This window comes from Paenibacillus sp. R14(2021) (assembly GCF_019431355.1).
GTDB lineage: Bacteria > Bacillota > Bacilli > Paenibacillales > Paenibacillaceae > Paenibacillus_Z.
In genome coordinates this window covers 1,664,517-1,687,085 of record NZ_CP080269.1, presented here as the reverse complement: position 1 = coordinate 1,687,085, position 22,569 = coordinate 1,664,517, and the positions used below count along the sequence as shown (strand labels likewise).

The following is a 22,569-nucleotide window of genomic DNA, read 5'->3' as shown; positions in this document are numbered from 1 at the left end:
TTCCTCCTAATCCGTCTTACCCGCGAATCTGACCTTGGCCGTATACGCGGAATTTTGTTGTTGTTAAGGCCGGTAGTCCCATAGGACCTCGGGCGTGGAGCTTTTGGGTGCTGATGCCGATTTCAGCGCCGAAGCCGAATTCGAAGCCGTCCGTGAAGCGGGTAGAGGCATTGTGGTAGACGGCTGCCGCGTCGACGCGCTGCAGGAAAGCTTCTGCGTTCTCTGCGTTTTCCGTTACGATGCATTCGGAATGCATCGTGCCGTAGGCAGCGATATGCGCCAGCGCCTGCTCTAGTCCCGAGACGATTCTGATGTTCATAATATAATCGTTATATTCCGTTGCATAGTCTGCTTCTGTTACCAGTTTGGCATCGGGTACGAGCGCGCGTGTCGCGTCGCAGCCGCGGAGCTCTACATTCGCGGCGAGGAAGCGATCCGCCAAGGCGCGCAGGTGATTGGCTGCGAAGCCTTCATGAACGAGCAGCGTCTCCATGGAATTGCAAACGGAAGGCCGCTGAACTTTGGCGTTGAAGGCAATGTCGGCCGCCATGTCGAACATGGCGCTCTCATCGAGGTAAGTATGGCAGACGCCTGCGCCTGTCTCGATGACAGGCACCGTCGCATTCTCTACGACATTGCGGATCAGCGAAGCGCCGCCGCGCGGTATGACAACGTCGAGCAGTCCGTTCAGCTTCAGCATCTCGTCGACGGAAGCACGGGAAGGGTCTTCCACGAGCTGCAAGGCATCGGCGGGGAGGTCGGTTCCGCTAAGCGCTGAGCAAAGTACTTCCACGATGCGCCGATTGGATTCCAAGGCAGCCGAACCGCCGCGAAGGACGACGGCATTGCCCGTCTTGAGGCATAAACCGGCTGCATCGACGGTCACGTTCGGGCGCGCTTCATAAATCATGCCGATTACGCCGAGCGGCACGGAAATTTTCTCGACGCGCAGACCGTTCGGACGCTCGAAGCTCTCCAGCAGCAAACCGGCCGGGTCTGGAAGCTCGACAACCTGGCGCAGCCCTTCGGCAATGCCTATAATGCGCGCCGGCGTAAGCTTGAGCCGGTCGAGCAGCGATTCGCTTGTGCCGTTTGCGCGTCCGCGTTCAATATCCAATTCATTCGCGGCGATGATGGAAGCCTGCTGCTCCTCCAGCGCGTGAGCCATCTCAAGCAGGGCTACGTTCTTCTGTTCCGTCGACATGCGGTTCATTAATTGCGCGGCTTTCTTGGCCAGCGCGGCTTTCTCGCGTACTTCACTCATGGGAATACCTCGTTTCACGAATATGATTTAAGCCTTAAGCGTGACCCATTCGTCACGGTGAATGACTTCCATGCGAACGACCTCGACCCGCCTGCGGACTTCCTCGGAGCTCAGTCCGGCAACCGCCTGAACCTGCCAAGCGGCGTAGTTGACGACGCCGCGGCCGAGCGTGTGGCCTTTCAAATTGCATACTTCGACGACATCACCGGGGTGGAATTCGCCTTCGATTTCGCGAATACCTGCGGGCAGCAAGCTCTTGCCGCCCTGCAGCAGCGCCGATTCCGCGCCATCATCGACAACGATACGTCCCTGCGGCATGGAGTGAAATCCGAGCCACTGCTTCTTCACCGGCAGATTATGCAGGCTCGTATCGAAATATGTGCCTCTGCCATGACCGCTGACAGCCAGGCTCAAGTCGCCGGGCTCCAGAACACGGCCGATGAAAGCAGGCACGCCGCCGCGCATGGCAATGCGGGCCGCTTCGATTTTGGAACGCATGCCGCCGGTACCGACGGAGGAGCCGGCTCCTCCGGCAATGCTGAGAATGTCGTCGGAGATCTGATCGACGCGCTCGATGCGGATGGCTGCCGGATTTTTCCTTGGATCTTCGGAATACAAGCCGTCCATATCGGTCAAAATAACGAGCCGCTTCGCTTTGACAAGGTTGCCTACGAGCGCGGACAGTGTGTCATTGTCTCCGAACTTCAGCTCATCAGTGGCAACCGTGTCGTTCTCGTTAATAATCGGTACGATGCGCTGTCGCAGCAGCTCTTCGATCGTCATTTGAGCGTTTTGAATCCGTTTCCTGTTCGAGAAATCGGCGCGGGTCAGCAGAATCTGAGCAACGCCGACACCGCCATGGTCGCCGTAAGCGGCGAACGCTTCTTGATAGGCTTGCATGAGAAGGGCTTGCCCGACGGCAGCCGCGGCTTGTTTCTCGTGCACGATTTTGGGGCGGCTGCTGTAGCCGATTTTCCTGAAGCCGGCGGCCACGGCTCCGGAGGTTACGAGCAGTACCTGATGCCCGTCTTCATGGAGCGAAGCCAACTCGCCGGCGAAGAAAGCGATGCGTTCGCGATTTAATCCGCCTTCTTCAGATGTGAGGGAGCTGCTTCCGATTTTCACAACAATGGTAGCTGTCATCGATCGCCTTCATCCTTTCCTACGAATGGACCAACATTCAAGTACGTAGTAAACAGAACGACAAAAAAACTTCCGCCTTTGTATATAGACAAAGGACGAAAGTTTGGACTTCCGCGGTACCACCTTTATTAACGGCTATGATAGACTCCACTGCTGGAGAATCATGCCGTTCCGCTTCAAGGCCTGATAACAGCAGGCCGCTGTCCGACTCATCGCCGGCCGTTCCGGGGTGGGTTTCTGCAGCATATGCGGTAAATTCTCACAGCTAATGAATTTACTCTCTGGTCGCATTGCGATTTGCGTACTTAGCCCCATCAAGACGTTGCTCGTGTTTAATTAAACGTAAGCATACCATGTTTGGCGATGCCCTGTAAAGCAATCTAAAGCCTGCAAAGACAGGTCTTCGCAGGCTTAACGATCGCTAATCTTAGGTTAGAACAAATTGAGCTTTCCGATTCTGCGGATGGCTTCTTGCAGCCGTTCTTCCGGAGCAAGCAGGCCGAGTCTTACATAGCCTTCACCATGCGTCCCGAAGCCGATTCCGGGTGCAAGAACGACGTCGGCATGCTCGAGTACGTAATCCGCGAACGAGGCTGATGTATAGCCCTCAGGTACAGGGAGCCAGCAGAAGAACGAACCGCTTGGCTTGTCCGCATGCCATCCGATCTCATCCATCGCGGCGAATAGCGCGTTGCGGCGGCTTTCATATGCGGCGGTCAGCTCCGTCACGCATTGCTGCGGTCCAGTCAGCGCTGCTGCTGCGGCGGCTTGAATGCCGCCGAATAGGCTGCAGTAATAATGATCCTGAATCAAGTTAATAAGCGAGACGATTTGCGAATTGCCTAGTGCGAAGCCGACGCGCCAGCCCGCCATATTGTAAGTCTTGGACAAGGTGTAGAATTCCACGCCGACTTCCTTCGCTCCCGGCGTTTGAAGGAAGCTGATTGGTGCTTGGCCGTCAAAGCCGATAGCCCCATAAGCAAAGTCACTGGCAACGACAATGTTATGCTTCGCAGCGAATTCAACAGTTTTGGCATAAAACGCCGAATCGGCCGTCGCGCCAGTCGGGTTGTTCGGGTAGTTAATGAACATCAGCTTCGCTTTGTCCGCTGCTTCGACGGGAATCGCATCATAATCGGGCAGGAAAGCATGATTGGCTGTCAGGGGCATATACTCCATCGTGCCTCCTGCAAGCGAAACCCCAGACCAGTAGTCTGGGTAACCGGGATCGGGAACGAGACAGACATCGCCCGGATTAAGCAGGCATTGACTGATTTCAACCAAGCCGGTTTTGCCGCCGAACAAGATGGCTACTTCGGTGTCCGGGTTCAGTTCTACCCCGTAATCCTTCATGTAGCGTTCTGCAACCGCTTCTTTCAGAAACCGGTAGCCGCTGAAGGGCGGATAGCGGTGATATTGCGGGTTTGGTGCAGCTTCCTGTAAGGCTTCAACAATATGAGAAGGCGTCGGTTGATCCGGATTTCCTTGCCCCAAGTTGATGATATCGCGTCCTTTGGCCGTTTGGGCATTTGCTTTATGTACCAAACTCGCAAAAAACTGTTCCGGCAAGCCGGTCATGCGGCTTGCCGGTTGAACCTTGACTGCTTTGTTTCCACTCATTCTGATCACTCCACCATTATTCTAAGCCTTTATTCACAGCCTTAATGTAGCATAATGTTGGATGAAGCGCGAGTTCTATTCAGCGGTTCCTTAGAGATCGATCGCCTTCAGAAACGGTTTTATATTGGCTTTGAATTTCAGCAGGTAAGGTTTACGGTTCTCGTCGAAGATCAGCAGCAGCTGCGGTTTCTTCGGACAGTAGAACAGGAATACGTCTTGCGTCATCACCTGAATGGAGTCTGCTTTGACTGCAGTCGGCGCATCGAGCGGAACACGGAACACGTAGCCGCATTTGTCCTCGGCCTGAAGCTTCGGCGACAGACCGGTCACGGCATTCAGCCATGATTTGGCGTAACCTTGGAATTCCGCGTTATTCGGGACGGTTTTGACAACTTTGCCTGCAACGACGTCGAAGGCCTGTACAGGCCGCAGTCCGTGTTCATGCTCATCCTGCGAAGCGGCGCTCAAGGACAGCGGATGTAATAAACAAAGCAGAAGTGCTAATGCGGCAAGGACGTTCGTTCTCCATATTCTCATGGCTTTGTCTCCTTTAATGGTTATGGGATGGTTTCGTAGTTACGGTACCCATCTTGACAGCGAAGCATGAGACGTTATTATTAGGTAAAACTGAGCAATCGAGGCCGCTCTTTGCGAGTAAGCGCAAGAATTGTCAGTACAGCGGGAGGCGAGAACTATGAGTGGGAGAAAAATACAGCTTGCACTTATACAAATGCATGTAGATGCCGGCAATCCGGACGCGAACTTTGAACGACTGCAGGGAAAATTGATCGAAGCGGTACAGGGGACGCAGAAACCGGATCTGATCATGCTGCCTGAAATGTGGAATACGGGTTATGCGCTTGAACAAATCCATGAGATTGCGGACCCCGAAGGGGAGCGGACCAAGGCGCTGCTTTCCGAATTTGCTCGAAGCCATGCCGTTCAAATTATAGGCGGCTCAATTGCAGAGAAGCGCGGGGATGCCGTCTATAATACGAGCTATACGTTCAATGAGCAGGGGGAGCTGACAAGCGAATATTCAAAAATCCACTTGTTCCGGCTTATGGACGAAGAGAAGTATCTGGGAGCAGGGGTAAATCTCGGCAAGTTTGAGGTAGCCGGCGCCGAAGCGGGAACGATGATCTGTTACGATATTCGTTTCCCTGAGCTTGCGCGCAAGCTTGCACTCGAAGGCGCGGAGGTGCTGTTCGTACCTGCAGAATGGCCGAATCCGCGGATGCACCACTGGCGTACGCTTCTGAATGCAAGGGCAATCGAGAATCAAATGTTTGTCATCGCATGCAACCGCTGCGGCACGAGCGGCACGACATCGTTCTTCGGCCACTCCATGATCATTGATCCCTGGGGCGAAATTATCGCCGAAGCCGGCGAAGAAGAAACCATACTCAGGGCGGAAATCGATTTAAGTCTTGTCCAAGCCGTTCGTTCGAAAATTCCGGTCTTTGAAGACCGCAGGCCTTCTGTTTATTAAGCAAGCAAACACATTCAAGAGCCAAAATGCTGCTCGGCAACTTCCTTCATCGTGTCAATAAATGCTTCGGCCGCTCTCGACAGATAGCGGCCTTTACGGCTTGCAATGACAAGCGTGCGCGTCGGCTTCGGCGCTGCGAGCGGTAAATACGCGGGAGCAAGCTCGCTGGACTCGCTCCGCTGCAGCATTTTCGGCACGAACGTAATGCCCATCCCTGCAGCGACGAGTGATTGAACGGTTTCGATATTGGTGCTCTCGAAGACGATCCGGGGCTCGAACCCGGCATTTTCGCAGATTTCCATAACGATTTGACGAAAGCCTTGGCCTTTCTTCAGCACGATGAACGGCTCTGAGCGCAGCTCGTCCACATGAATGGCCTTGGAACGGTTTGCAAGATGGTGGCCCGGGGGAACCGCCAGAACGATTTCTTCTTCTATTATATCCACCCATTCCAAGGAGGGCTCGTGGAGAGGCAGCGCGAGCAGGCTGAGATCGGTTTGGCCGCTTGCCGTCAACTGTTCAAGCTTCGAAGGCGTATCTTCCGTAAGCACGACTTCAATCTCTGGATATCGTTTATTGAAGATCGGCAGCACAATCGGGAGGACATGCGAGCCGGTAATGGACAAACTGCCGACAACGAGCTTGCCTTTGCGCATATGCGCGAGATCATCCAGCTCTTGCTTGAGCTGTTCGATATTGTCGAGAATGCCCTGCGCTTTCGCAACGAATACCGAGCCTGCATGGGTCAATTCTACCGAGTTGGTCGTACGCCGAAACAAGAGTACACCGATTTCCTTTTCCAGCTTTGAGAGCTGCTGGCTGAGCGAGGGCTGGGCGATATGCAGCTTCTCCGCGGCTCGGGAGAAATTCTTCTCTTTGGCGATCTGAATGACGTATTGCAGTTGGCGAAATTCCATGTATCCACACTTCCAATCGGATTAGTTTGCGATTATACTATCATAGGCCGTACCTATTGATGTTATAGATATTATATCTTGGATCAATGAAGAAAGAAATGCTATGCTAGCTTCATCGAAGTAAACAGATTCGCGTAAATGAACTTATGAACCTATGAGGTGAATTCAATGACAAGAACGATGTTTGAGAAAATTTGGGATAATCACGTCATTCATGCCGAAACCGGCAAACCTAGCATTATTTATATCGACCTGCAGCTCGTGCATGAAGTAACTTCTCCACAAGCCTTCGAAGGTCTTCGCATGACGGGCCGCAAAGTGCGCCGCCCTGACCGCACATTCGCAACGATGGATCATAACGTGCCGACTAAAGACCGTTATAACATCTCTGACCCAATCTCCAAGCAGCAAATCGACACGCTTACGCAGAACTGTAAGGATTTCGCCGTTACCCTGTTCGACCTCGACAGCCTTGATCAAGGCGTTGTTCACGTTATGGGCCCTGAGCTTGGCCTGACGCTTCCTGGTAAAACGATCGTTTGCGGAGACAGCCACACATCGACGCACGGTGCGTTCGGCGCGCTGGCGTTCGGTATCGGTACTTCCGAAGTAGAGCACGTGCTTGCGACGCAATGTTTGCAGCAATCCAAAGCTAAAACAATGGAAGTCCGCTTCATCGGCAGCCGCAAGCCCGGTGTAACGGCGAAAGACATGATTCTCGGCGTTATCGCGAAATACGGCACGGATTTCGGTACCGGATATGTTATGGAGTATACAGGCGATGCCATCCGCACATTGTCGATGGAGGAGCGCATGACCGTCTGCAACATGTCGATTGAAGCCGGCGCGCGCGCGGGTCTGATTGCACCCGACGAGACGACATTCAACTACCTGCGCGGCCGGGAATACTCACCGCAAGGCGAGGCGTTCGAGCGCGCGATTGCGGTATGGAAAGAGCTTTCGACAGACGAAGGCGCAGCATTCGATACGGTCGTTGAGTTTGACGTCGATTCCTTGATTCCGCAAGTAACCTGGGGCACAAGCCCGGGCATGGGTACGGATATTACCAAAAACGTCCCTGTTCCGGCTGAGCTTCCGACAGAGAATGAACGCAAAGCTGCTGAGAAAGCACTAGAATATATGGGTCTGACACCAGGCACGCCGATGAGCGAAATCGAAATAGACTATGTGTTTATCGGTTCCTGCACGAATGGCCGGATCGAGGATCTGCGCGCAGCGGCGGAAATCGCCAAAGGCTACAAAGTCAGCGACCGCGTAACGGCAATCGTCGTTCCAGGCTCTGGCCGCGTTAAGATCCAAGCGGAAAAAGAAGGTCTTGACCAAATCTTCACCGAAGCCGGTTTCGAGTGGCGCGATGCGGGCTGCTCCATGTGTCTTGCGATGAATCCGGACGTGCTTGAGCCGGGCCAACGCTGCGCATCGACTTCCAACCGTAACTTCGAAGGCCGTCAAGGCCGCGGCGGACGTACGCATCTGGTTTCCCCGGCGATGGCCGCAGCTGCTGCGATCATGGGTAAATTTACAGATGTGCGCGACTGGAAAATCAAGGCCGAAGTATTGAATTAGGAAGAGAAACGAGAGGAGTTCACCAACATGGAAGCTTTCAAACAACTAACGGGTGTTGTTGCCCCGGTAGATCGTGTAAACGTAGATACAGATGCGATTATTCCTAAGCAATTTCTGAAGCGTATCGAGCGCAGCGGTTTCGGCCAATTCCTGTTCTTCGAATGGCGCTGGGACGAGAAGGGCAACGTCATCGATTCCTTCAGTTTGAACCAGCCGCGTTATCAAGGCTCCGAGGTGCTGCTTTCCCGTGCGAATTTCGGCTGCGGATCTTCCCGCGAGCATGCGCCTTGGGCGATTCTGGATTACGGGTTTAAAGTCGTAATCGCGCCGTCTTTCGCAGATATCTTCTACAACAACTGCTTCAAGAACGGCATTCTGCCGATTCGTCTCAGCGAAGAGCAAGTGGAAGAATTGTTCCAGCGTACGGCGAAGACAGAAGGCTACAAGCTCAGTGTCGATCTGGAAAACAAAACGTTGTCCGACAATGCTGGCTTGAGTATCTCGTTCGACCTGGACGAACACCGTCGTCAATTCCTGCTTCAAGGCTTGGATGATATCGGCTTGACACTGCAGCACGAAGAAAAAATCTCCGCGTATGAAGCTAAACAGGCCGCTTACTAATTGTTCATTCAATTCCTGTTGACTGAAAACTCCGGTACTGGCGTACCGGGGTTTTCTTTTGCATTTTTATAAGTTACAAATTTCCTAAATACGCAACTTTTTCTGACAAGCTGCGTCTAAATATTCGTCTGTAAGCGTCGTCTTGTACGAGCTGCTTCAAGGCGAAAAAACAGTCATCGAGGTGAAAGATGAAGAAGTTTGTAACCGTTGTTTTTCTTTTGTCGCTCCTCATCTCTATGTTCCCGGGTATCGCAGGGGCAGCGGAAGCACCCAAGCTTTACCTCAACGGTAAGCAACTCGCGAGCAATGCAGAGCCCAAGATTGTAGGTGCATCAACGTTAGTCCCGATTCGGACGATTACCGAAGGGCTCGGGTACGACGTGAATTGGACCTCGCCGAACGTAACGATCTCAAACGGAGACACGAATGTCATCCTGACGATCGGCGGAAAAACGGCTGTCGTAAATGACCATGAAGTAAAGCTGGAGGCGCCAGCGCTCAATAATGACGGCGCTACGCTTGTACCGCTTCGTTTCGTAGGTGAACAGTTTGGTTTAGATGTATATTGGGACGCGGACACCCGCACTGTCCATATGTATCAGCAAAATGTCAGCAATCCACCTGTTACTGAGCCTGGCGACGGCGGTAATCCTGCTCCCCCTGTGGACGGAGGAACTGATCCGGGCACGGGAACGCCAGGGAACGGGGATGGCGGCACAACGACGCCGGCCGGCGATGAAACGGCCTTTCTCAAATCGATCGTATTTGACGGGCTTGGAAGCATCTATTTGCCCTATACGGGCGAGATCGGCGATGTTAAGCAGCAAGTGTTACATAGTCCTGAACGCGTTGTAGTTGATCTGCCTTATATGAATTTTGCTGCTGATTTCTCCACCGGGTTCACGGAGACAAGCAACGGCGGGAAGCTGGGCGAGGTCGTCGTGGATTCGCATCCGACCTTGAAGAAAATCCGTTATTCGTATTTCTCGGACAAGCCTTCGACGGTTCGCGTCGTTCTCGATTTGAACGCGCCGACGAATTATCAGGTTTCTAAAGAAGATCATGTCATCCGGATCGACGTGCTTGAGCAAACAGGGCCAGTTACGACGGACCCGGGAACGCCGGTAGATCCTCCCACTGGCAAAGACGTATTCAATGTCGTGCTGGATGCCGGACATGGCGCGAAAGACCCTGGCGCGTTAAGCATTAACGGACACCAGGAGAAGGAATACAATCTGGCGATCACGCTGAAAGTGAAGGCGCTGCTGGATAAAGAATCGCGAATTAAACCGTACCTAACCCGGTCGAATGATACATTCGTTGAGCTTGACGACCGTGCGAAATTCGCAAACGATCTGCATGCGAATTTATTTGTTTCCTTTCATGCCAATAAAACGGAAAACGCAACCGTTTCCGGATCGGAAACGTATTATTACCGGTCGGACAGCATACCGTTTGCCAAAGTGATGCACAAGCATCTCGTGGCCGGTACAGGCTTCCGTGACCGTGGAGTAAGACAAGCTGCTTACGTTGTTGTCAAGAAGACGACGATGCCGGCTGTTCTGTTGGAAGCGGGATACTTGTCCAATGCCAGCGACAGCTCCGTATTGTTCAGCGACGTGAAGCAAAACAAAATTGCAGCGGAAATCGTTGCCGGAATTAAAGAGTACTTAAAACTCAGCTAGGAGGATGCCGATGAAACGTCATATGACGACTTCACTGCTGCTGGTTTTCATTGCCGCCGCCTCTATCGTGCCATTAAGCGCTTGCGGTAATAAGGAACTGACAACTCAAGGAACTGGAACGCAAACCGGCAGCACAGCAGGAAACGTATCTGATAATGCCTCAGGGAACGCCGCGGGGAATGTACAGGCAGGCAATGCAGGAACCGGAACTGACGAAGCAAGCGCAGGCGGAGCGGCGACCGATCCCGTCAAAGCAGAGCCGGAGAAAAAAACGGAGCAAATATCCGTTTTCTATACCGATGACCAAATGATGGATCTTCACGAAGAGAAAGCGGATATCGCGTATACTGACGAAACGGACAAGTTGAAAGCGGCATTCGCGGCGCTTCAGAAGGACAGCTCCAAAGGCGAGGCTTCGCTATGGAAGCACGCTGAACTGCTGAGCGCGAAGCAGGACGGAGCAGCCGTTACGCTTGACGTGCATCTTCCGGAAGAAGCAAGACTGGGAGCACCGGGTGAAGATCTGGCACTTCAAGCGATCACTAAGACTTATTTTCAATTTCAAGACGTCGAATCGCTTGATTTGCTGATTGACGGCAAATCCGAGGAAAGCCTGATGGGCCATGACGAGTTGGATCATCCGATTAAAAAACAATAAAAAGGAGCCCGCAGACATGCCGCATCATAAAAAATGGGTTAAAGTTGTCTCATCGTTCATGGTATTTTCACTGCTAACAGGCTTCTCCGCGGTCGGCGCTAATTCTGCGCATGCAGATGCGGTCATTTCGTCGAGATTCAGCGACGTACCGTCGGGCCATTGGGCGGAGAAACATATTGCGAAGCTTGCGACGCAAGGTATCATCAAAGGCACGAACGGTGCGTTCAAGCCTGCAGACAACGTGTCGCAGCAGGAGGCTGTTGCACTCGCGATTCGTTTCATCGGCAAGGAGAACGAGGTGAAAGTCGATGACGCAATTGTTTTTCCGGAAAGCTTTGATGTGAGCACTTATTTCAAACCTTATATCATTCTTGCATTCGAACAAGGGCTGCTTAACCGTAACGAGGAATTTAAGCTTGCGGAAGCCGATACCGGCAAATCATGGGGATCCAAGAAAGCTTCCCGCGAATGGATAACGAAGCTGATCGTGAAAGCAATCGGCAAGCAGAAAACGGCGGATGACATGCAATCGGCTCCGCTTGCGTTCAAGGACGGTAATCAAGTCGGTACCGGTTACGCCGGCTATGTGAATGCTGCGGTAACACTTCAGCTCATCAAAGGAATTACGGCCGATAAGTTTGATCCGAAAGGCAATATTACGCGTGCGGCCATCGCTACGATGTTGAGCAGAGCGGAAAGCCAGTATCCTGTCACGTACCCAGGACAGCTAACAGGCGTACTGACAAGCAAGGACAGCAAGTCTCTGCAAATTTTCCAAGGCGACAAAGAAACGGCTGTCCAGTTCAGCCCGGATACATACGTGTATCGATTTGATTCCGAGAAGCCAGCGACGCTGGATCAGCTCGTTTCGAACACAAAGCTGCTCGTCATTGCGAGCGGCAGCAAGGCGCTTTACGTGGAGCAATTGGATGACGTGCAGCAAGTAGAGAAGGTAACCGGAACGGTAGACCGCGTCATTGCTAATGACAGCAAGCTTTGGATTTGGGTCAACGATGAACCGGTTGCAATTACGTATTCCGCTGCAACGAAAATAACGGATGGTTCAGGAAACGTAATTCCGGTGAGCAGCTTGGCGAAAGACAGCAAGGTCGAAATTACGCGTGACACCTATCGAACGAAACCGGTCGCAATCTCAATCAGCGTACAATCGGCTCCGGTAAACAAGGTGGGTCAAGGAACCGTAGATTCCGTTCAGGCATCCTCGGCAGCAATCCAAATCACGGACAGCAAGACTAGCGTGTCTGCCTTGTATAACGTCTCGGCTCAGGTGGATGTCATCTGGCAAGGACAAATCTTGGATGGAGGCTTGTCCCAACTTCGCGTAGGCGACGTGGTCTCTTATGAAGTGAAGGATTCGCTCGTTACCAAAATCACGATTCTTCAAACGTCTTCTAAGGTGGTCCGCGGTGAGTTTAATTCCGCCAGCAGCGACGGAAAAACGATCCAATATTTGAGAAACAGCGGGACGGCGCAACAGGTGCTGGAAGCCAAATTTGTCATTGATGCCGTTGACGTGACGATCGATGGTCTAAGCGGTACGACCGTTTCAGATCTCGTAAAGGGCGACATGCTCGAAATTACGCTGAACGACAACGATCAAGTTGCTGCCATCAAAGTCATAAACCGAAAGGTTGAGGTGCTGACAGGTGCAACGATTGTAAGCTATGACAATGACCTGAAGGCGCTTTTGGTGAAAAGCGCGGCTAACAAGCTCGTTTCCGTCTATCTGAGCGACAAGACGAAGATCGATATGAATGGAACGCCCATTACGCTGAGCTCCGTAGCGACGTTCTTAATTAAAAACAAAAAGATAACTGTCGGTTACACGGATGACAAAGCGGTGTTCATCCAATTCGTATACAAGTATACTGGAACGATTACCAGCATTAATAGCGGTGCTGGCCAAATCACGATGCTGCAAACCAATGGCGCATCGGTTACCGTACCGCTCGATACGCCTTATTACATCGAGGTCGCCGGCAAAGCATCAGCTTTGCTCAGCGATGTCAAGTCTGGCGATACCGTTACTGCGTTATTGAATGCCAACCAAGATAAAGTGGTCGGCCTGCAGGTTCACTCGGCGAAGCAAGTCGAGGTCTATTCCGTTGATTTGCTCGGCAAGAAAGTGAAGCTCAAATCGAGCGACGGCACAATCATAGAATACGCAGCATCGGCGCTAGATTTGACGAATGAGAAGGGTGACAAGCTTACCGTCGCTAATATTACGGCTGGTCAAGTCGGTAATTTATATTACGTAGGTCTCAGTCCGGTTTCATTTAAGGTCGTTACCGTTACGACGGGCCGGATTACATCCGTGTCTACCGATAAGGTAACCATAGTAGACTATAGCGGGAACGCCGTGAACGTGCCGCTTGGGTTGAACTATAGTGTCGTTAAGAACGGCGTAACCGGAACATCGGCGTCAGTTCTGGCTCCGGGCGATCGTGTGGAAGCCAAATTGGATGCCAAGGATAAGTTTCTCATTACCGTGAACAGCGGGGTAGCGAAGACGTTCTGGAAATACGATGCAGCGGCACATGTATTATCGGTGAAACGAGTATCGTTGTCGGATGCCAACACGTATACCGTTACGTCTGCTACCAAGGTCACACAAGGCAATGCGTCTATCTCTATCAATCAATTGGCTGATGGGGACAACATCGTGCTCTATTTCTCCCAGAATACGTTAATCGAAATCGTGAAGCTGTAACAGCTTGTCCAAGCGTGCATGTGTCCCGGCGTTTTTGCCGGGGCATTTTTTTTTTCAATTCTGTGAAATACAGCTGAAAAGGAGCATTTTCCTTCCCTTTTACGGTTGATAAATGCGACAATTTTCGCTACACTTTGAAGCGATGGTTCAAATAGGAGTGAGCGTGCATTGAAGGCGAAAGAGAAAATGGCACAGGCATTGAGCGTAATCGGGGATATGTTTCCAGATGCGCATTGTGAACTCAATCACCGCAATCCGTTTGAGCTTACAATCGCTGTATTGCTGTCCGCCCAATGTACGGACGAGACTGTCAATAAAGTGACGGCGGATTTGTTTCAGAAATATCAAACCCCTGCTGATTATTTGAACGTCCCTCTGGATGAATTGGAGAATGATATAAAGCGGATCGGATTATTTCGCAACAAAGCGTTGTTTATTCAGAAGCTCTGCCGTATTCTCATTGACGAGTACGGCGGCGAAGTGCCGAAGCAGCATGAAGCGCTGACGAAGCTGCCCGGTGTCGGACGCAAGACAGCGAATGTCGTCGTGTCCAATGCATTCGGCGTACCGGCTATCGCGGTGGATACGCATGTTGAACGTGTATCCAAGCGGCTTGGTTTCGCCAAAACGGACGACAGCGTGCTGGAAGTCGAGAAGAAGCTGATGAAGCTGGTCCCTCGGGAGCTATGGACGGAAACGCATCACAGGCTCATTTTCTTCGGCCGCTATCATTGCAAGGCGCAAAACCCGCAGTGTCCCGTCTGCCCGTTGGTAGATTTATGTAAAGTAGGAAAAGAACGTATGAAACCGGCTATAAACCGAAAGGCTAAGAAGTAAACGCAGGGCCCTAAACTTAAAATGAGAAGGATGATTGAATCATGAAATGCATTTCCGTATACACGAAAGATTTTGCTTTGTTTTCCGATATCTATGAGCAAATTATGGAGGCTCCGCCAGAAGAGAACGAAGAAATTGTACTTGAAGGCGTAACGGTTAGCGGAGCAGGTGACGTGCCGGATCAATATATTGAACGTATGCGAATGAAACCGGAGTGCGTCGTTATGAAAGAGAAAGAACGCAATATTACGATTCTGCAGCACGGCGAAGTTTTTGAAATTTGCATGCCGTCGGTTCAATTGGTTTAAGACCACGTACGGACATCGTACGATGGATGATCGGGAGTAAGCAGGGAGAGAGAGAGATGAGCCAAACGATTGAAACAACCGTCCATACGCTGGAATCGGCTTTATCGGACATTGCGCCGCTGATGTCGGCTTCCGGAGACGACGGGGATGCGAAGCGGCTGCTAGAGCTGCGATCGAAGCTGAATAACGGTCAATTGACCGTTGCCTTCTGCGGTCACTTCTCGGCGGGGAAATCGACGCTGGTTAATCGGCTGTGCGGCACGGAGTTACTGCCCTCTAGTCCGATTCCAACAAGCGCGAACGTCGTCAGCATCATGAACGGGGAAGCGAAAGCCACGATCAAGAAGCTTGTCCACGGGCAAGAACAGACGCTGGAAGTTCCGATTCAAGACGTAAATGCTTACTGCAAAGACGGGGAAACGGTATTATCCGTTTCGCTGTCTTACCCTATTCCACGGCTTGGCGCTCATACGGTGCTGCTGGATACGCCGGGCATAGATTCGACAGACGACGCGCACCGGATGGCGACCGAATCGGCGCTGCATTTGGCTGACGTCGTTTTTTATGTCATGGATTACAACCATGTGCAGTCGGAGATTAATTTCACGTTTGCCAAGCAATTGAAGGAATGGGGCAAACCGCTTTATCTCATCGTTAATCAAATCGATAAGCACCGTGAAAGCGAGCTGAGCTTTGAGTCGTATCGGCAAAGCGTGGACGAAGCTTTCGGCAACTGGCATTTGGAGCCGAGCGGCATCGTCTATTTGTCGCTGCGCGAGCCGAATCATCCGCATTCGGAATGGTCGGCCTTGCTGTCTTTGTTCGAATCCTTGGCTGCTATTCGCAAGCCGCTTGCTATATGCAGTGTCGATGCCTCTGCTAGACATGTCATTCGCATGCACGGTAAAGCGATGGAAGAAGCGGCTGAGCCGGAACGCGAGCGACTGCTTGGCATTGCCGGCGGTGAGCATGAAGCGGAGCGGGTACGCGCGGAAATCGCGTCGCTGGAGGAACAGCTTCGCGTGAACGCAGCGGAGGTCGACGGACTTCGGACGAGATTGCGGCTCGATGTCCAAAGCTTGCTCGACAATGCGAACGTTACGCCTGCACCTACCCGCGATTTAGCGCAGACGTTCTTGGAGAGCCGCAAGCCTGGTTTTAAAGCAGGGCTGCTATTCGCTGGCGCCAAAACGGCTGCGGAGCAAGAGCGGAGGCTGGAAGCATTCTATGAAGACTTCCTTGCACAGGTGCAGGCAGGCATCGAATGGCATCTCTTGGATTTGCTTCGCCGGGCTGCCGAAGGCATCGGCTGGCGCGGCGAGACGTTGGAAGCCGACCTGTCGCAGTCGCTTCAAGGATTGCTGGACAAAGATCAGCTGATTGCGGCCGTGAACACCGGTGCCGTGTTCGGCAATGAATATACGATTACCTACAGCCGCGAATTAGCCGCGGCTGTGAAGGGGCTCTACCGCAAGCGCGCGCTGGCATGGATCGACGCGCTTGGGGACCGCGCTGCGGCGGCCGGCGAAGCTGCCGGCGCGCCTGTGCGCGCGCGGCTGGGCGAGCTCGCATCGCAGGCTGGCGCGCTCGCCGAGCTTGCCGCGCTTGCGCAGCGCGCGGCCGCGCACTTGGCGCGGCTGGCGGCGCTGCTGCCGCCTGCGCCGCCGCGCCCGGCGCTGCCGCAGCCGGCTGCGCCCGGCAGCGCCGATGGCGCCGTGCCGGCGACGGCAAGCGCCGGCACTGGCGCAGCGCGGCCGCGGGCGATGCCCCCGCGGCCGGCAGCTCCGGCGCGGCGGCACCGCAGCCGCGCATCAGCGCAGACGCGCATGCGCCTGCGGCGCCGACGGCGGCGGATCACCCCGCCGCCGCAGAAGCCCTCGCGCCGCAGCGCCAAGCGGCGGAGCGGCTCGCCAAAGCCGCGGACCTGCTGGCGCCGCATGCTTCGCTGGCCGCGGCCGTTGCAAGCATGCGCGACAAGGCGGAGCGTCTGCGCAGCAGCCGGTTCACCATCGCGCTGTTCGGCGCGTTCAGCGCGGGCAAATCCTCGCTCGCGAATGCGCTGCTCGGCGATGCCGTACTGCCGGTCTCACCGAATCCGACGACCGCGGCGGTCAACCGGATCGTGCCGCCGACAGCGGAGCGTCCGCACGGCACGGCCGCGGTATGGATGAAATCGCGCGAAGCGCTGCTCGGCGATCTGCGTTACTCGCTGGGACTTCTTGGCGAGGATACGGGCAAGCTGAACGATGATGCCCTGCTGCAGGCGATTCATAAATTATCGCCGGATGCCGTGCATGCCGGCGGGCGCCCGCATTACAGCTTCCTGAAGGCAGCGGCCAAGGGCTGGGCGGCACATGAAGCGCATTTGGGCGAGCAGCTTGCCGTCAGCGCCGAGGAGTATCGCCTCTACGTCGCGGAAGAATCGCGTTCATGCTTCGTCAGCGAAATCGAGCTGTATCACAGCAATCCGCTGACCGAGCAGGGCATCGTCCTCGTCGACACACCGGGAGCCGATTCCGTCAATGCCAGACATACGGGCGTGGCGTTCAACTACATCAAGAATGCCGATGCGATCCTGTTTGTCACTTACTATAACCACGCCTTCTCGCAGGCTGACCGTCAGTTTCTGATGCAGCTTGGCCGCGTGAAGGATCAATTCGAGATGGATAAAATGTTCTTTATCGTCAATGCGGCGGATTTGGCTGCTGATGAAGAAGAGCTGCAGGGCGTTCTTGGGCATGTGGAGCGCAATTTACAGCAGCATGGCATTCGTTTTCCGCGGATGTTCCCGGTTTCGAGCCTGCAGGCACTGGACGGTAAGCGAAACGGGAGTCCGCAGCTGCTTGCATCCTCCGGCATCGGCGCATTCGAGAACGCGTTCCTCAGCTTCACGCGTAATGATCTTGGAGCGCTCGCGGTTGAGTCCGCGGCGCAGGAGCTGGAACGCGCGCGGCACACGATCGCGAACTGGCTGGAGGCCGCCTCCGGCGATGAGAAGACCCGGGAGCTGGCCCGCGAAGCCTTGTCCGCAAGCGCAGAACAAGCCGGCAAGCTGGTCAAGGCCATTGCGCTGCCGCAGCAGCATCCGCAATTGCAGCAGGAGCTCAAGGAACTGCTCTTCTATGTGCTGCAGCGGGTTCAGCTCCGCTTCGGCGATCATTATCACTTTGCTTTCAATCCGTCGGCGCTGCAGGATGACGGCCGGGATTTGAAGAAGGCGATCTGGACGTCTTGGCTGGAGCTGCAGCGGCTGCTCCAAATCGAGCTCGCTCAGGAGCTTGAAGCGACTTCGCTTCGATTGGATAATACGCTGAACAAGCTGGCAGCGAAGCTGTACAATCAGGCGGCTGCTGATGCAGCCGAACTGCTGTCAGGTTTTACGCCTTCTCCATACAAGGCATATGCACTTGTTACGCCCGAGGAGCAGCCTGCATGGACGGCGACCACGATCGATACGAAGCTGCTCTGGAGTAAATTTAAGTCGCCAAGGCAATTCTTCGAGGGTGAAGGAAAGTCGGCGCTTCGCAGCGTGCTGGAGACAGAGCTGGCAGCCCCGCTGCAGGCATGGATACAGCAGGCTGAGCGGGATTGGAGCAGCCGCTACGATGCGCTTATGCACCAAGCCTGCGAGACTGCAGCAGAAGCCTTGCAAGCCGACATCACGGCCTTCAGTCAAGGCAAGCTTGCGTCGTTATCCGGCAGCTCCGATCTGGAAGGGCTCCATCATATTCAAGCAGCACTACTTGCTATCTAACCATTCCTTGCGATTCCAACCCAAATAAGCTTAGACGTGCAGAAACAGCGCGTCTAAGCTTATTTTTTGTGCAAATGAGATCTTGCAAAAATGGAGGCAAATGTGCAAAAACGGAGGAATATGGCCCTATTTGCCATGATTTCAGACGATATCGGAGAATACCCCCTTACTTTTAAGTGAGATGGAAGCGGAAGCGAATATTGTCAATTATATGCCCCAGCACTCTGTTTGCCGTACCGGACTCATGCTGTTAATATTCAGTCATATTCAAAAAAAGTTCACAAACACAGGGAGTGGGTTACCCATTGGAAGTCTTCAGGCAGCTTAAACGGTATTACTGGGTCGAACGCAAAAATTTGATCGCTTCGATCACCTTCTTGATTTGCGCAACGGCGCTTGGACTTGTTTATCCGAATCTGCTTCGCGTTCTTATCGACGATATTATCATTCCAAAGTCTTTCAAATGGGTGCCTGCGCTGTCGCTTGCCGTCGTAGGGGTTGTCACGGTAAAAGGAAGCCTGCAGTTTCTGCACGGATTCTTCGGCGGCCGTCTAGGGAACCGCGTTGCCTTCCGGCTGCGCAACGCCTGTTATGAGAAGCTGCAAACCTTATCCTTTCAGTATTACGATACGGCCAAGACAGGCGATCTCATGTCGCGTCTGACAGCAGATTTGGAGGCGGTCCGTAACTTTATCGCCTTCGGCTTTGCGCAAATATTGAACATGCTGCTTATGATTGTTTTTGGTGCCATTATGATGTTCTCCATTCACTGGCAGCTGACCTTGATTACGCTCTGCACCATGCCTTTTCTCGTGTTCACCGCAACAAAGTTCGAGAAGCTCATTCACCCGGCATTCCGTGAAATGCGTCAAGCGATGAGTCATCTGACGACATCGGTTCAGGAGAACATTACCGGCGTGCGTACCGTGAAATCGTTCGCGAGGGAATCGTTTGAAATGGAGAAATTCGACAAGCGCAGTGAAGCGTACAAGAGCAATCAGATTGGAGCGGCTACGCTCTGGGGACGTTATTTTCCGATCATGGAGCTGCTCGCCAGCTTGTGCGTGGTCATTCTGCTGGTGGCAGGCGGTACGCTCGTTATCCGTCACTCCATCACGCTCGGGGAAATGGTCGCTTTCTACAGTATGCTCTGGTATATTATCGGCCCAATGTGGAGCATTGGCTTCCAAATCAACAACTATACGCAGTCCAAGGCTTCCGGCGAACGGCTGCTGGAGCTGCTGAACGAATATGTACATGTGAAGGATGTCGGATCGCCGGTCGTTCTTGACGAATCGAACGTGAAAGGCCATGTCGAATTCCATAACGTCACTTTTAACTACGCGGACAAAGCGCCTGCGCTGACGAACGTGGACATCAACGCGAAACCGGGCATGGTCATTGGCCTGCTAGGAAGCACGGGCGCCGGCAAATCAACGATTATTCAGCTGCTCATGCGCGCCTATAACGTGAAGACCGGCAAAATCACGATTGACGGCATCGATATCCGCGATATTTCACTGGAAAGCCTCCGCTCGCAGATTGCGACAGTCTTCCAAGAAACCTTCCTCTTCTCCTGCTCAATTCGGGACAACATCGCCTATGGAATGGACGGCGTGACACAGGAACAGATCATGCAAGCGGCGAAGCTCGCGAAAGCACATGATTTCATCATGGAGCTCCCGGAAGGCTACGATACCATTGTCGGCGAACGCGGCATGGGACTCTCAGGCGGTCAGAAGCAGCGGATCGCCATCGCAAGAGCGCTTATCAAGAACCCGCGCATTCTCATTTTGGATGACGCGACAAGCGCCGTCGATATGGAAACCGAGCACGAGATTCAAGCCGGATTCTCGGAGGTCATGGCAGGCCGAACGACCTTCATTATCGCGCACCGGATCTCGTCGCTCCGTCATGCGGATGAAATCCTCGTGCTGGATAACGGTCATATCGTGCAGCGGGGACGTCACGAGCAGCTAGTGGGCGTACCAGGCCGCTACCAGGACACGTATGAAATTCAATATGCGGATCGTCCGCTGACGGCAGAAGAGATGATAGCCAGATTGGAAAGAGGGGTCGTCAATTGAGCGAGCAAGAAGTGAAGAAGCCCCGCGGCGCGGACGAAAGATTCATCTACAAGGATGACGACGCGATCGAGAAACCGTTTAACTGGGCACAGATCAACCGTTTGTTCTCCTACATGAAGCCTTACCGCAAGCAGCTGCTGCCCGTCATTATCGTGATGATGGTACTGGGTACGCTGACGCGGCTTGCGATACCTGCTTTGTTCATCATGGCGATCGACGAAGCGATTCAGCCGAAGGACGGCGGTGCGCCAAGCCTAAGCAAGCTGTACATGTATGCCGCAGTGATGTTCGTGCTTTATATTATTCAATGGGCGGCTAACACGTACCGGATTAAATTTACGAATGTCATCGGTCAGCAGGTCATTCATGATTTACGACATGATTTGTTCCGGCATATTCAGAAGCTGTCCTTCCGCTTCTTTGATAAACGCCCGGCGGGTTCCGTTCTTGTGCGGGTAACGAACGACGTCAATGCGCTTCAAGACCTGTTTACGAACGGTGTCGTCAACCTGCTGATGGACTGCGTGCAGCTGGTCGGCATCGTGATCATCCTGCTCATCTGGAATTTCAAGCTGGGTATCGCGATAATGATTACCGTACCGCTGATGTTCGTGGTCTCCACGGCGCTTCGCAGGCGGATCCGCTTTGCCTGGCAGGACGTGCGCATGAAGCAGTCGCGGATCAACGCGCATCTGAACGAAAGTATTCAAGGGATGCGGGTGACGCAGTCTTACGCACAGGAGAAAGCAAATTTCAGCTTCTTCACCAACATTAACAAAGTCAATATTAAAGCCTGGAACAAAGCTTCGGCGCTTAACCAAGCCTTTGGACCTATTATTGAAGTCACCTCGGCGGTCGGGACACTTATTCTGTTCTGGTACGGCTCCCACCTTATTCAAGTCGGAGCCATCACGGTAGGGATTCTCGTCGGGTTCGCCAACTACGTGGGCAACTTCTGGGACCCGATCAATCGGCTTGGTCAAATGTACGCGCAGCTGTTGATCGCGATGGCATCGTCGGAGCGAATCTTCGAATTCATCGACGAGGAGCCTACCGTAGGGGAACTGCTTGGTGCACGCGAGCTGCCTCGAATCCAAGGCGATGTGTCCTTTGATTCCATCGTGTTCGAGTATGAGAAGGGGCGTCCAGCGCTGAAGGGCATCGATCTGCACGTCCAGGCAGGGGAAACCATTGCCCTCGTGGGCCATACCGGCTCCGGCAAGAGTACAATCATGAACCTGCTATGCCGATTCTATGATCCTGTTCAAGGTGCTGTACGCATCGACGGCACGGATATCCGCACCGTGAGCATCGAAAGCTTGCGTTCGCAGGTCGGCGTCGTGCTCCAGGATACGTTCATTTTCTCCGGTACGATTCGTGAAAATATCCGTTTCGGGCGGCTTGACGCCACTGATGACGAAATCGTCAAAGCAGCAACGGCGGTGGACGCGCATGATTTCATCATGAATCTGCCTGACGGCTACGATACGGAGGTTCAGGAACGCGGCAACATACTGTCAATGGGACAGCGTCAGCTGCTCTCGTTTGCCCGGGCGCTCCTCGCCGACCCGCGCGTATTGATTCTTGACGAAGCGACGGCGAGCATCGATACCGAAACCGAGCTCAAAATTCAAGAGGCGCTCAAGAAGCTGCTGCAGGGACGGACATCGTTTATCGTCGCGCACCGGTTGTCCACGATTCGCAATGCGGACCGCATTGTCGTCTTGGATCATGGTCAAATCGTCGAGCAGGGCAGCCATGACGAGCTTATTCGACGCAAAGGGACTTACAACGGATTGATCGAAGCGCAGTATCGTTTTTTATCGGCATAATTCTTGATTTTTCGTAAAAGAACCTCCACAATG

Annotated in this window: 17 protein-coding genes; 12 read left to right on the top strand and 5 right to left on the bottom strand. The window is 53.4% G+C overall.

Annotated elements, in window-relative coordinates:
• Positions 1-16: 16 nt before the first annotated feature.
• The 4 genes from KXU80_RS08075 to KXU80_RS08060 all read right to left on the bottom strand — a co-directional run bounded on the left by KXU80_RS08075 (position 17) and on the right by KXU80_RS08060 (position 4,564).
• On the bottom strand, positions 17-1,264 hold the full coding sequence (locus tag KXU80_RS08075) for a glutamate-5-semialdehyde dehydrogenase (protein ID WP_219837704.1): 1,248 nt from the start codon (positions 1,262-1,264) through the stop codon (positions 17-19).
• Between the two features lie 27 nt (positions 1,265-1,291).
• A complete protein-coding gene (gene proB / locus KXU80_RS08070) occupies positions 1,292-2,407 on the bottom strand; it encodes a glutamate 5-kinase (protein ID WP_219837703.1) in 1,116 nt (371 codons plus the stop codon).
• Between the two features lie 432 nt (positions 2,408-2,839).
• A complete protein-coding gene (locus KXU80_RS08065) occupies positions 2,840-4,027 on the bottom strand; it encodes a pyridoxal phosphate-dependent aminotransferase (RefSeq protein WP_219837702.1) in 1,188 nt (395 codons plus the stop codon).
• 90 nt (positions 4,028-4,117) lie between these two features.
• Positions 4,118-4,564 carry a hypothetical protein gene (locus KXU80_RS08060; protein WP_258171316.1) on the bottom strand — a complete coding sequence of 149 codons (447 nt, stop codon included), beginning with the start codon at positions 4,562-4,564 and terminating at the stop codon, positions 4,118-4,120.
• A 157-nt stretch (positions 4,565-4,721) separates the two neighbouring features.
• Here KXU80_RS08060 and KXU80_RS08055 point away from each other — a divergent pair, with 157 nt between their 5' ends.
• On the top strand, positions 4,722-5,519 hold the full coding sequence (locus tag KXU80_RS08055; protein WP_219837701.1) for a carbon-nitrogen family hydrolase: 798 nt from the start codon (positions 4,722-4,724) through the stop codon (positions 5,517-5,519).
• 14 nt (positions 5,520-5,533) lie between these two features.
• Here KXU80_RS08055 and KXU80_RS08050 read toward each other — a convergent pair whose 3' ends face one another.
• The gene (locus KXU80_RS08050; protein ID WP_219837700.1) at positions 5,534-6,436 is read right to left on the bottom strand and encodes a LysR family transcriptional regulator; all 903 of its coding nucleotides are present in this window, start codon (positions 6,434-6,436) and stop codon (positions 5,534-5,536) included.
• A 168-nt stretch (positions 6,437-6,604) separates the two neighbouring features.
• Between KXU80_RS08050 and leuC the strand changes: the two genes are divergently transcribed.
• The 11 genes from leuC (at position 6,605) to KXU80_RS08000 (ending at position 22,536) form a co-directional block, all read left to right on the top strand.
• Positions 6,605-8,023: a 3-isopropylmalate dehydratase large subunit gene (gene leuC / locus KXU80_RS08045; RefSeq protein WP_219837699.1), complete on the top strand. Its 1,419-nt coding sequence runs from the start codon at positions 6,605-6,607 to the stop codon at positions 8,021-8,023.
• Between the two features lie 27 nt (positions 8,024-8,050).
• Positions 8,051-8,644: a 3-isopropylmalate dehydratase small subunit gene (gene leuD, locus KXU80_RS08040; RefSeq protein ID WP_219837698.1), complete on the top strand. Its 594-nt coding sequence runs from the start codon at positions 8,051-8,053 to the stop codon at positions 8,642-8,644.
• A 188-nt stretch (positions 8,645-8,832) separates the two neighbouring features.
• Positions 8,833-10,329 (top strand): N-acetylmuramoyl-L-alanine amidase, encoded by a 1,497-nt coding sequence (locus KXU80_RS08035; RefSeq protein ID WP_219837697.1) that lies wholly within the window; start codon positions 8,833-8,835, stop codon positions 10,327-10,329.
• 10 nt (positions 10,330-10,339) lie between these two features.
• Positions 10,340-10,987, top strand: a complete 648-nt coding sequence (locus tag KXU80_RS08030) for a GerMN domain-containing protein (RefSeq protein WP_219837696.1) — start codon at positions 10,340-10,342, stop codon at positions 10,985-10,987.
• 16 nt (positions 10,988-11,003) lie between these two features.
• Positions 11,004-13,718: an S-layer homology domain-containing protein gene (locus KXU80_RS08025; RefSeq protein WP_219837695.1), complete on the top strand. Its 2,715-nt coding sequence runs from the start codon at positions 11,004-11,006 to the stop codon at positions 13,716-13,718.
• A gap of 186 nt (positions 13,719-13,904) precedes the next feature.
• Complete coding sequence (gene nth / locus KXU80_RS08020) at positions 13,905-14,555, top strand: endonuclease III (protein WP_219838927.1); 651 nt, start codon at positions 13,905-13,907, stop codon at positions 14,553-14,555.
• Positions 14,556-14,596: 41 nt separating this feature from the next.
• Entirely contained in the window at positions 14,597-14,863 is a 267-nt protein-coding gene (locus tag KXU80_RS08015; RefSeq protein ID WP_219837694.1) for an NAD/NADP transhydrogenase alpha subunit, read from the top strand.
• A 56-nt stretch (positions 14,864-14,919) separates the two neighbouring features.
• The gene (locus KXU80_RS27940; RefSeq protein ID WP_258171315.1) at positions 14,920-17,034 is read left to right on the top strand and encodes a dynamin family protein; all 2,115 of its coding nucleotides are present in this window, start codon (positions 14,920-14,922) and stop codon (positions 17,032-17,034) included.
• Positions 16,923-18,617, top strand: coding sequence for a dynamin family protein (locus tag KXU80_RS08010; RefSeq protein WP_258171429.1), 1,695 nt, complete (start codon positions 16,923-16,925; stop codon positions 18,615-18,617). The genes KXU80_RS27940 and KXU80_RS08010 overlap by 112 nt, the downstream gene beginning before the upstream one ends.
• A 305-nt stretch (positions 18,618-18,922) precedes the next feature.
• A complete protein-coding gene (locus KXU80_RS08005) occupies positions 18,923-20,704 on the top strand; it encodes an ABC transporter ATP-binding protein (protein ID WP_219837692.1) in 1,782 nt (593 codons plus the stop codon).
• Positions 20,701-22,536 (top strand): ABC transporter ATP-binding protein, encoded by a 1,836-nt coding sequence (locus KXU80_RS08000; protein ID WP_258171314.1) that lies wholly within the window; start codon positions 20,701-20,703, stop codon positions 22,534-22,536. The genes KXU80_RS08005 and KXU80_RS08000 overlap by 4 nt, the downstream gene beginning before the upstream one ends.
• Positions 22,537-22,569 lie beyond the last annotated feature (33 nt).

Bases quoted from the DNA above. Each gene is read 5' to 3' on its own strand.
- KXU80_RS08075 (WP_219837704.1), bottom strand. From the start codon at position 1,264: ATGAGTGAAGTACGCGAGAAAGCCGCGCTGGCCAAGAAAGCCGCGCAA.
- proB (WP_219837703.1), bottom strand. From the start codon at position 2,407: ATGACAGCTACCATTGTTGTGAAAATCGGAAGCAGCTCCCTCACATCT.
- KXU80_RS08065 (WP_219837702.1), bottom strand. From the start codon at position 4,027: ATGAGTGGAAACAAAGCAGTCAAGGTTCAACCGGCAAGCCGCATGACC.
- KXU80_RS08060 (WP_258171316.1), bottom strand. From the start codon at position 4,564: ATGAGAATATGGAGAACGAACGTCCTTGCCGCATTAGCACTTCTGCTT.
- KXU80_RS08055 (WP_219837701.1), top strand. From the start codon at position 4,722: ATGAGTGGGAGAAAAATACAGCTTGCACTTATACAAATGCATGTAGAT.
- KXU80_RS08050 (WP_219837700.1), bottom strand. From the start codon at position 6,436: ATGGAATTTCGCCAACTGCAATACGTCATTCAGATCGCCAAAGAGAAG.
- leuC (WP_219837699.1), top strand. From the start codon at position 6,605: ATGACAAGAACGATGTTTGAGAAAATTTGGGATAATCACGTCATTCAT.
- leuD (WP_219837698.1), top strand. From the start codon at position 8,051: ATGGAAGCTTTCAAACAACTAACGGGTGTTGTTGCCCCGGTAGATCGT.
- KXU80_RS08035 (WP_219837697.1), top strand. From the start codon at position 8,833: ATGAAGAAGTTTGTAACCGTTGTTTTTCTTTTGTCGCTCCTCATCTCT.
- KXU80_RS08030 (WP_219837696.1), top strand. From the start codon at position 10,340: ATGAAACGTCATATGACGACTTCACTGCTGCTGGTTTTCATTGCCGCC.
- KXU80_RS08025 (WP_219837695.1), top strand. From the start codon at position 11,004: ATGCCGCATCATAAAAAATGGGTTAAAGTTGTCTCATCGTTCATGGTA.
- nth (WP_219838927.1), top strand. From the start codon at position 13,905: ATGGCACAGGCATTGAGCGTAATCGGGGATATGTTTCCAGATGCGCAT.
- KXU80_RS08015 (WP_219837694.1), top strand. From the start codon at position 14,597: ATGAAATGCATTTCCGTATACACGAAAGATTTTGCTTTGTTTTCCGAT.
- KXU80_RS27940 (WP_258171315.1), top strand. From the start codon at position 14,920: ATGAGCCAAACGATTGAAACAACCGTCCATACGCTGGAATCGGCTTTA.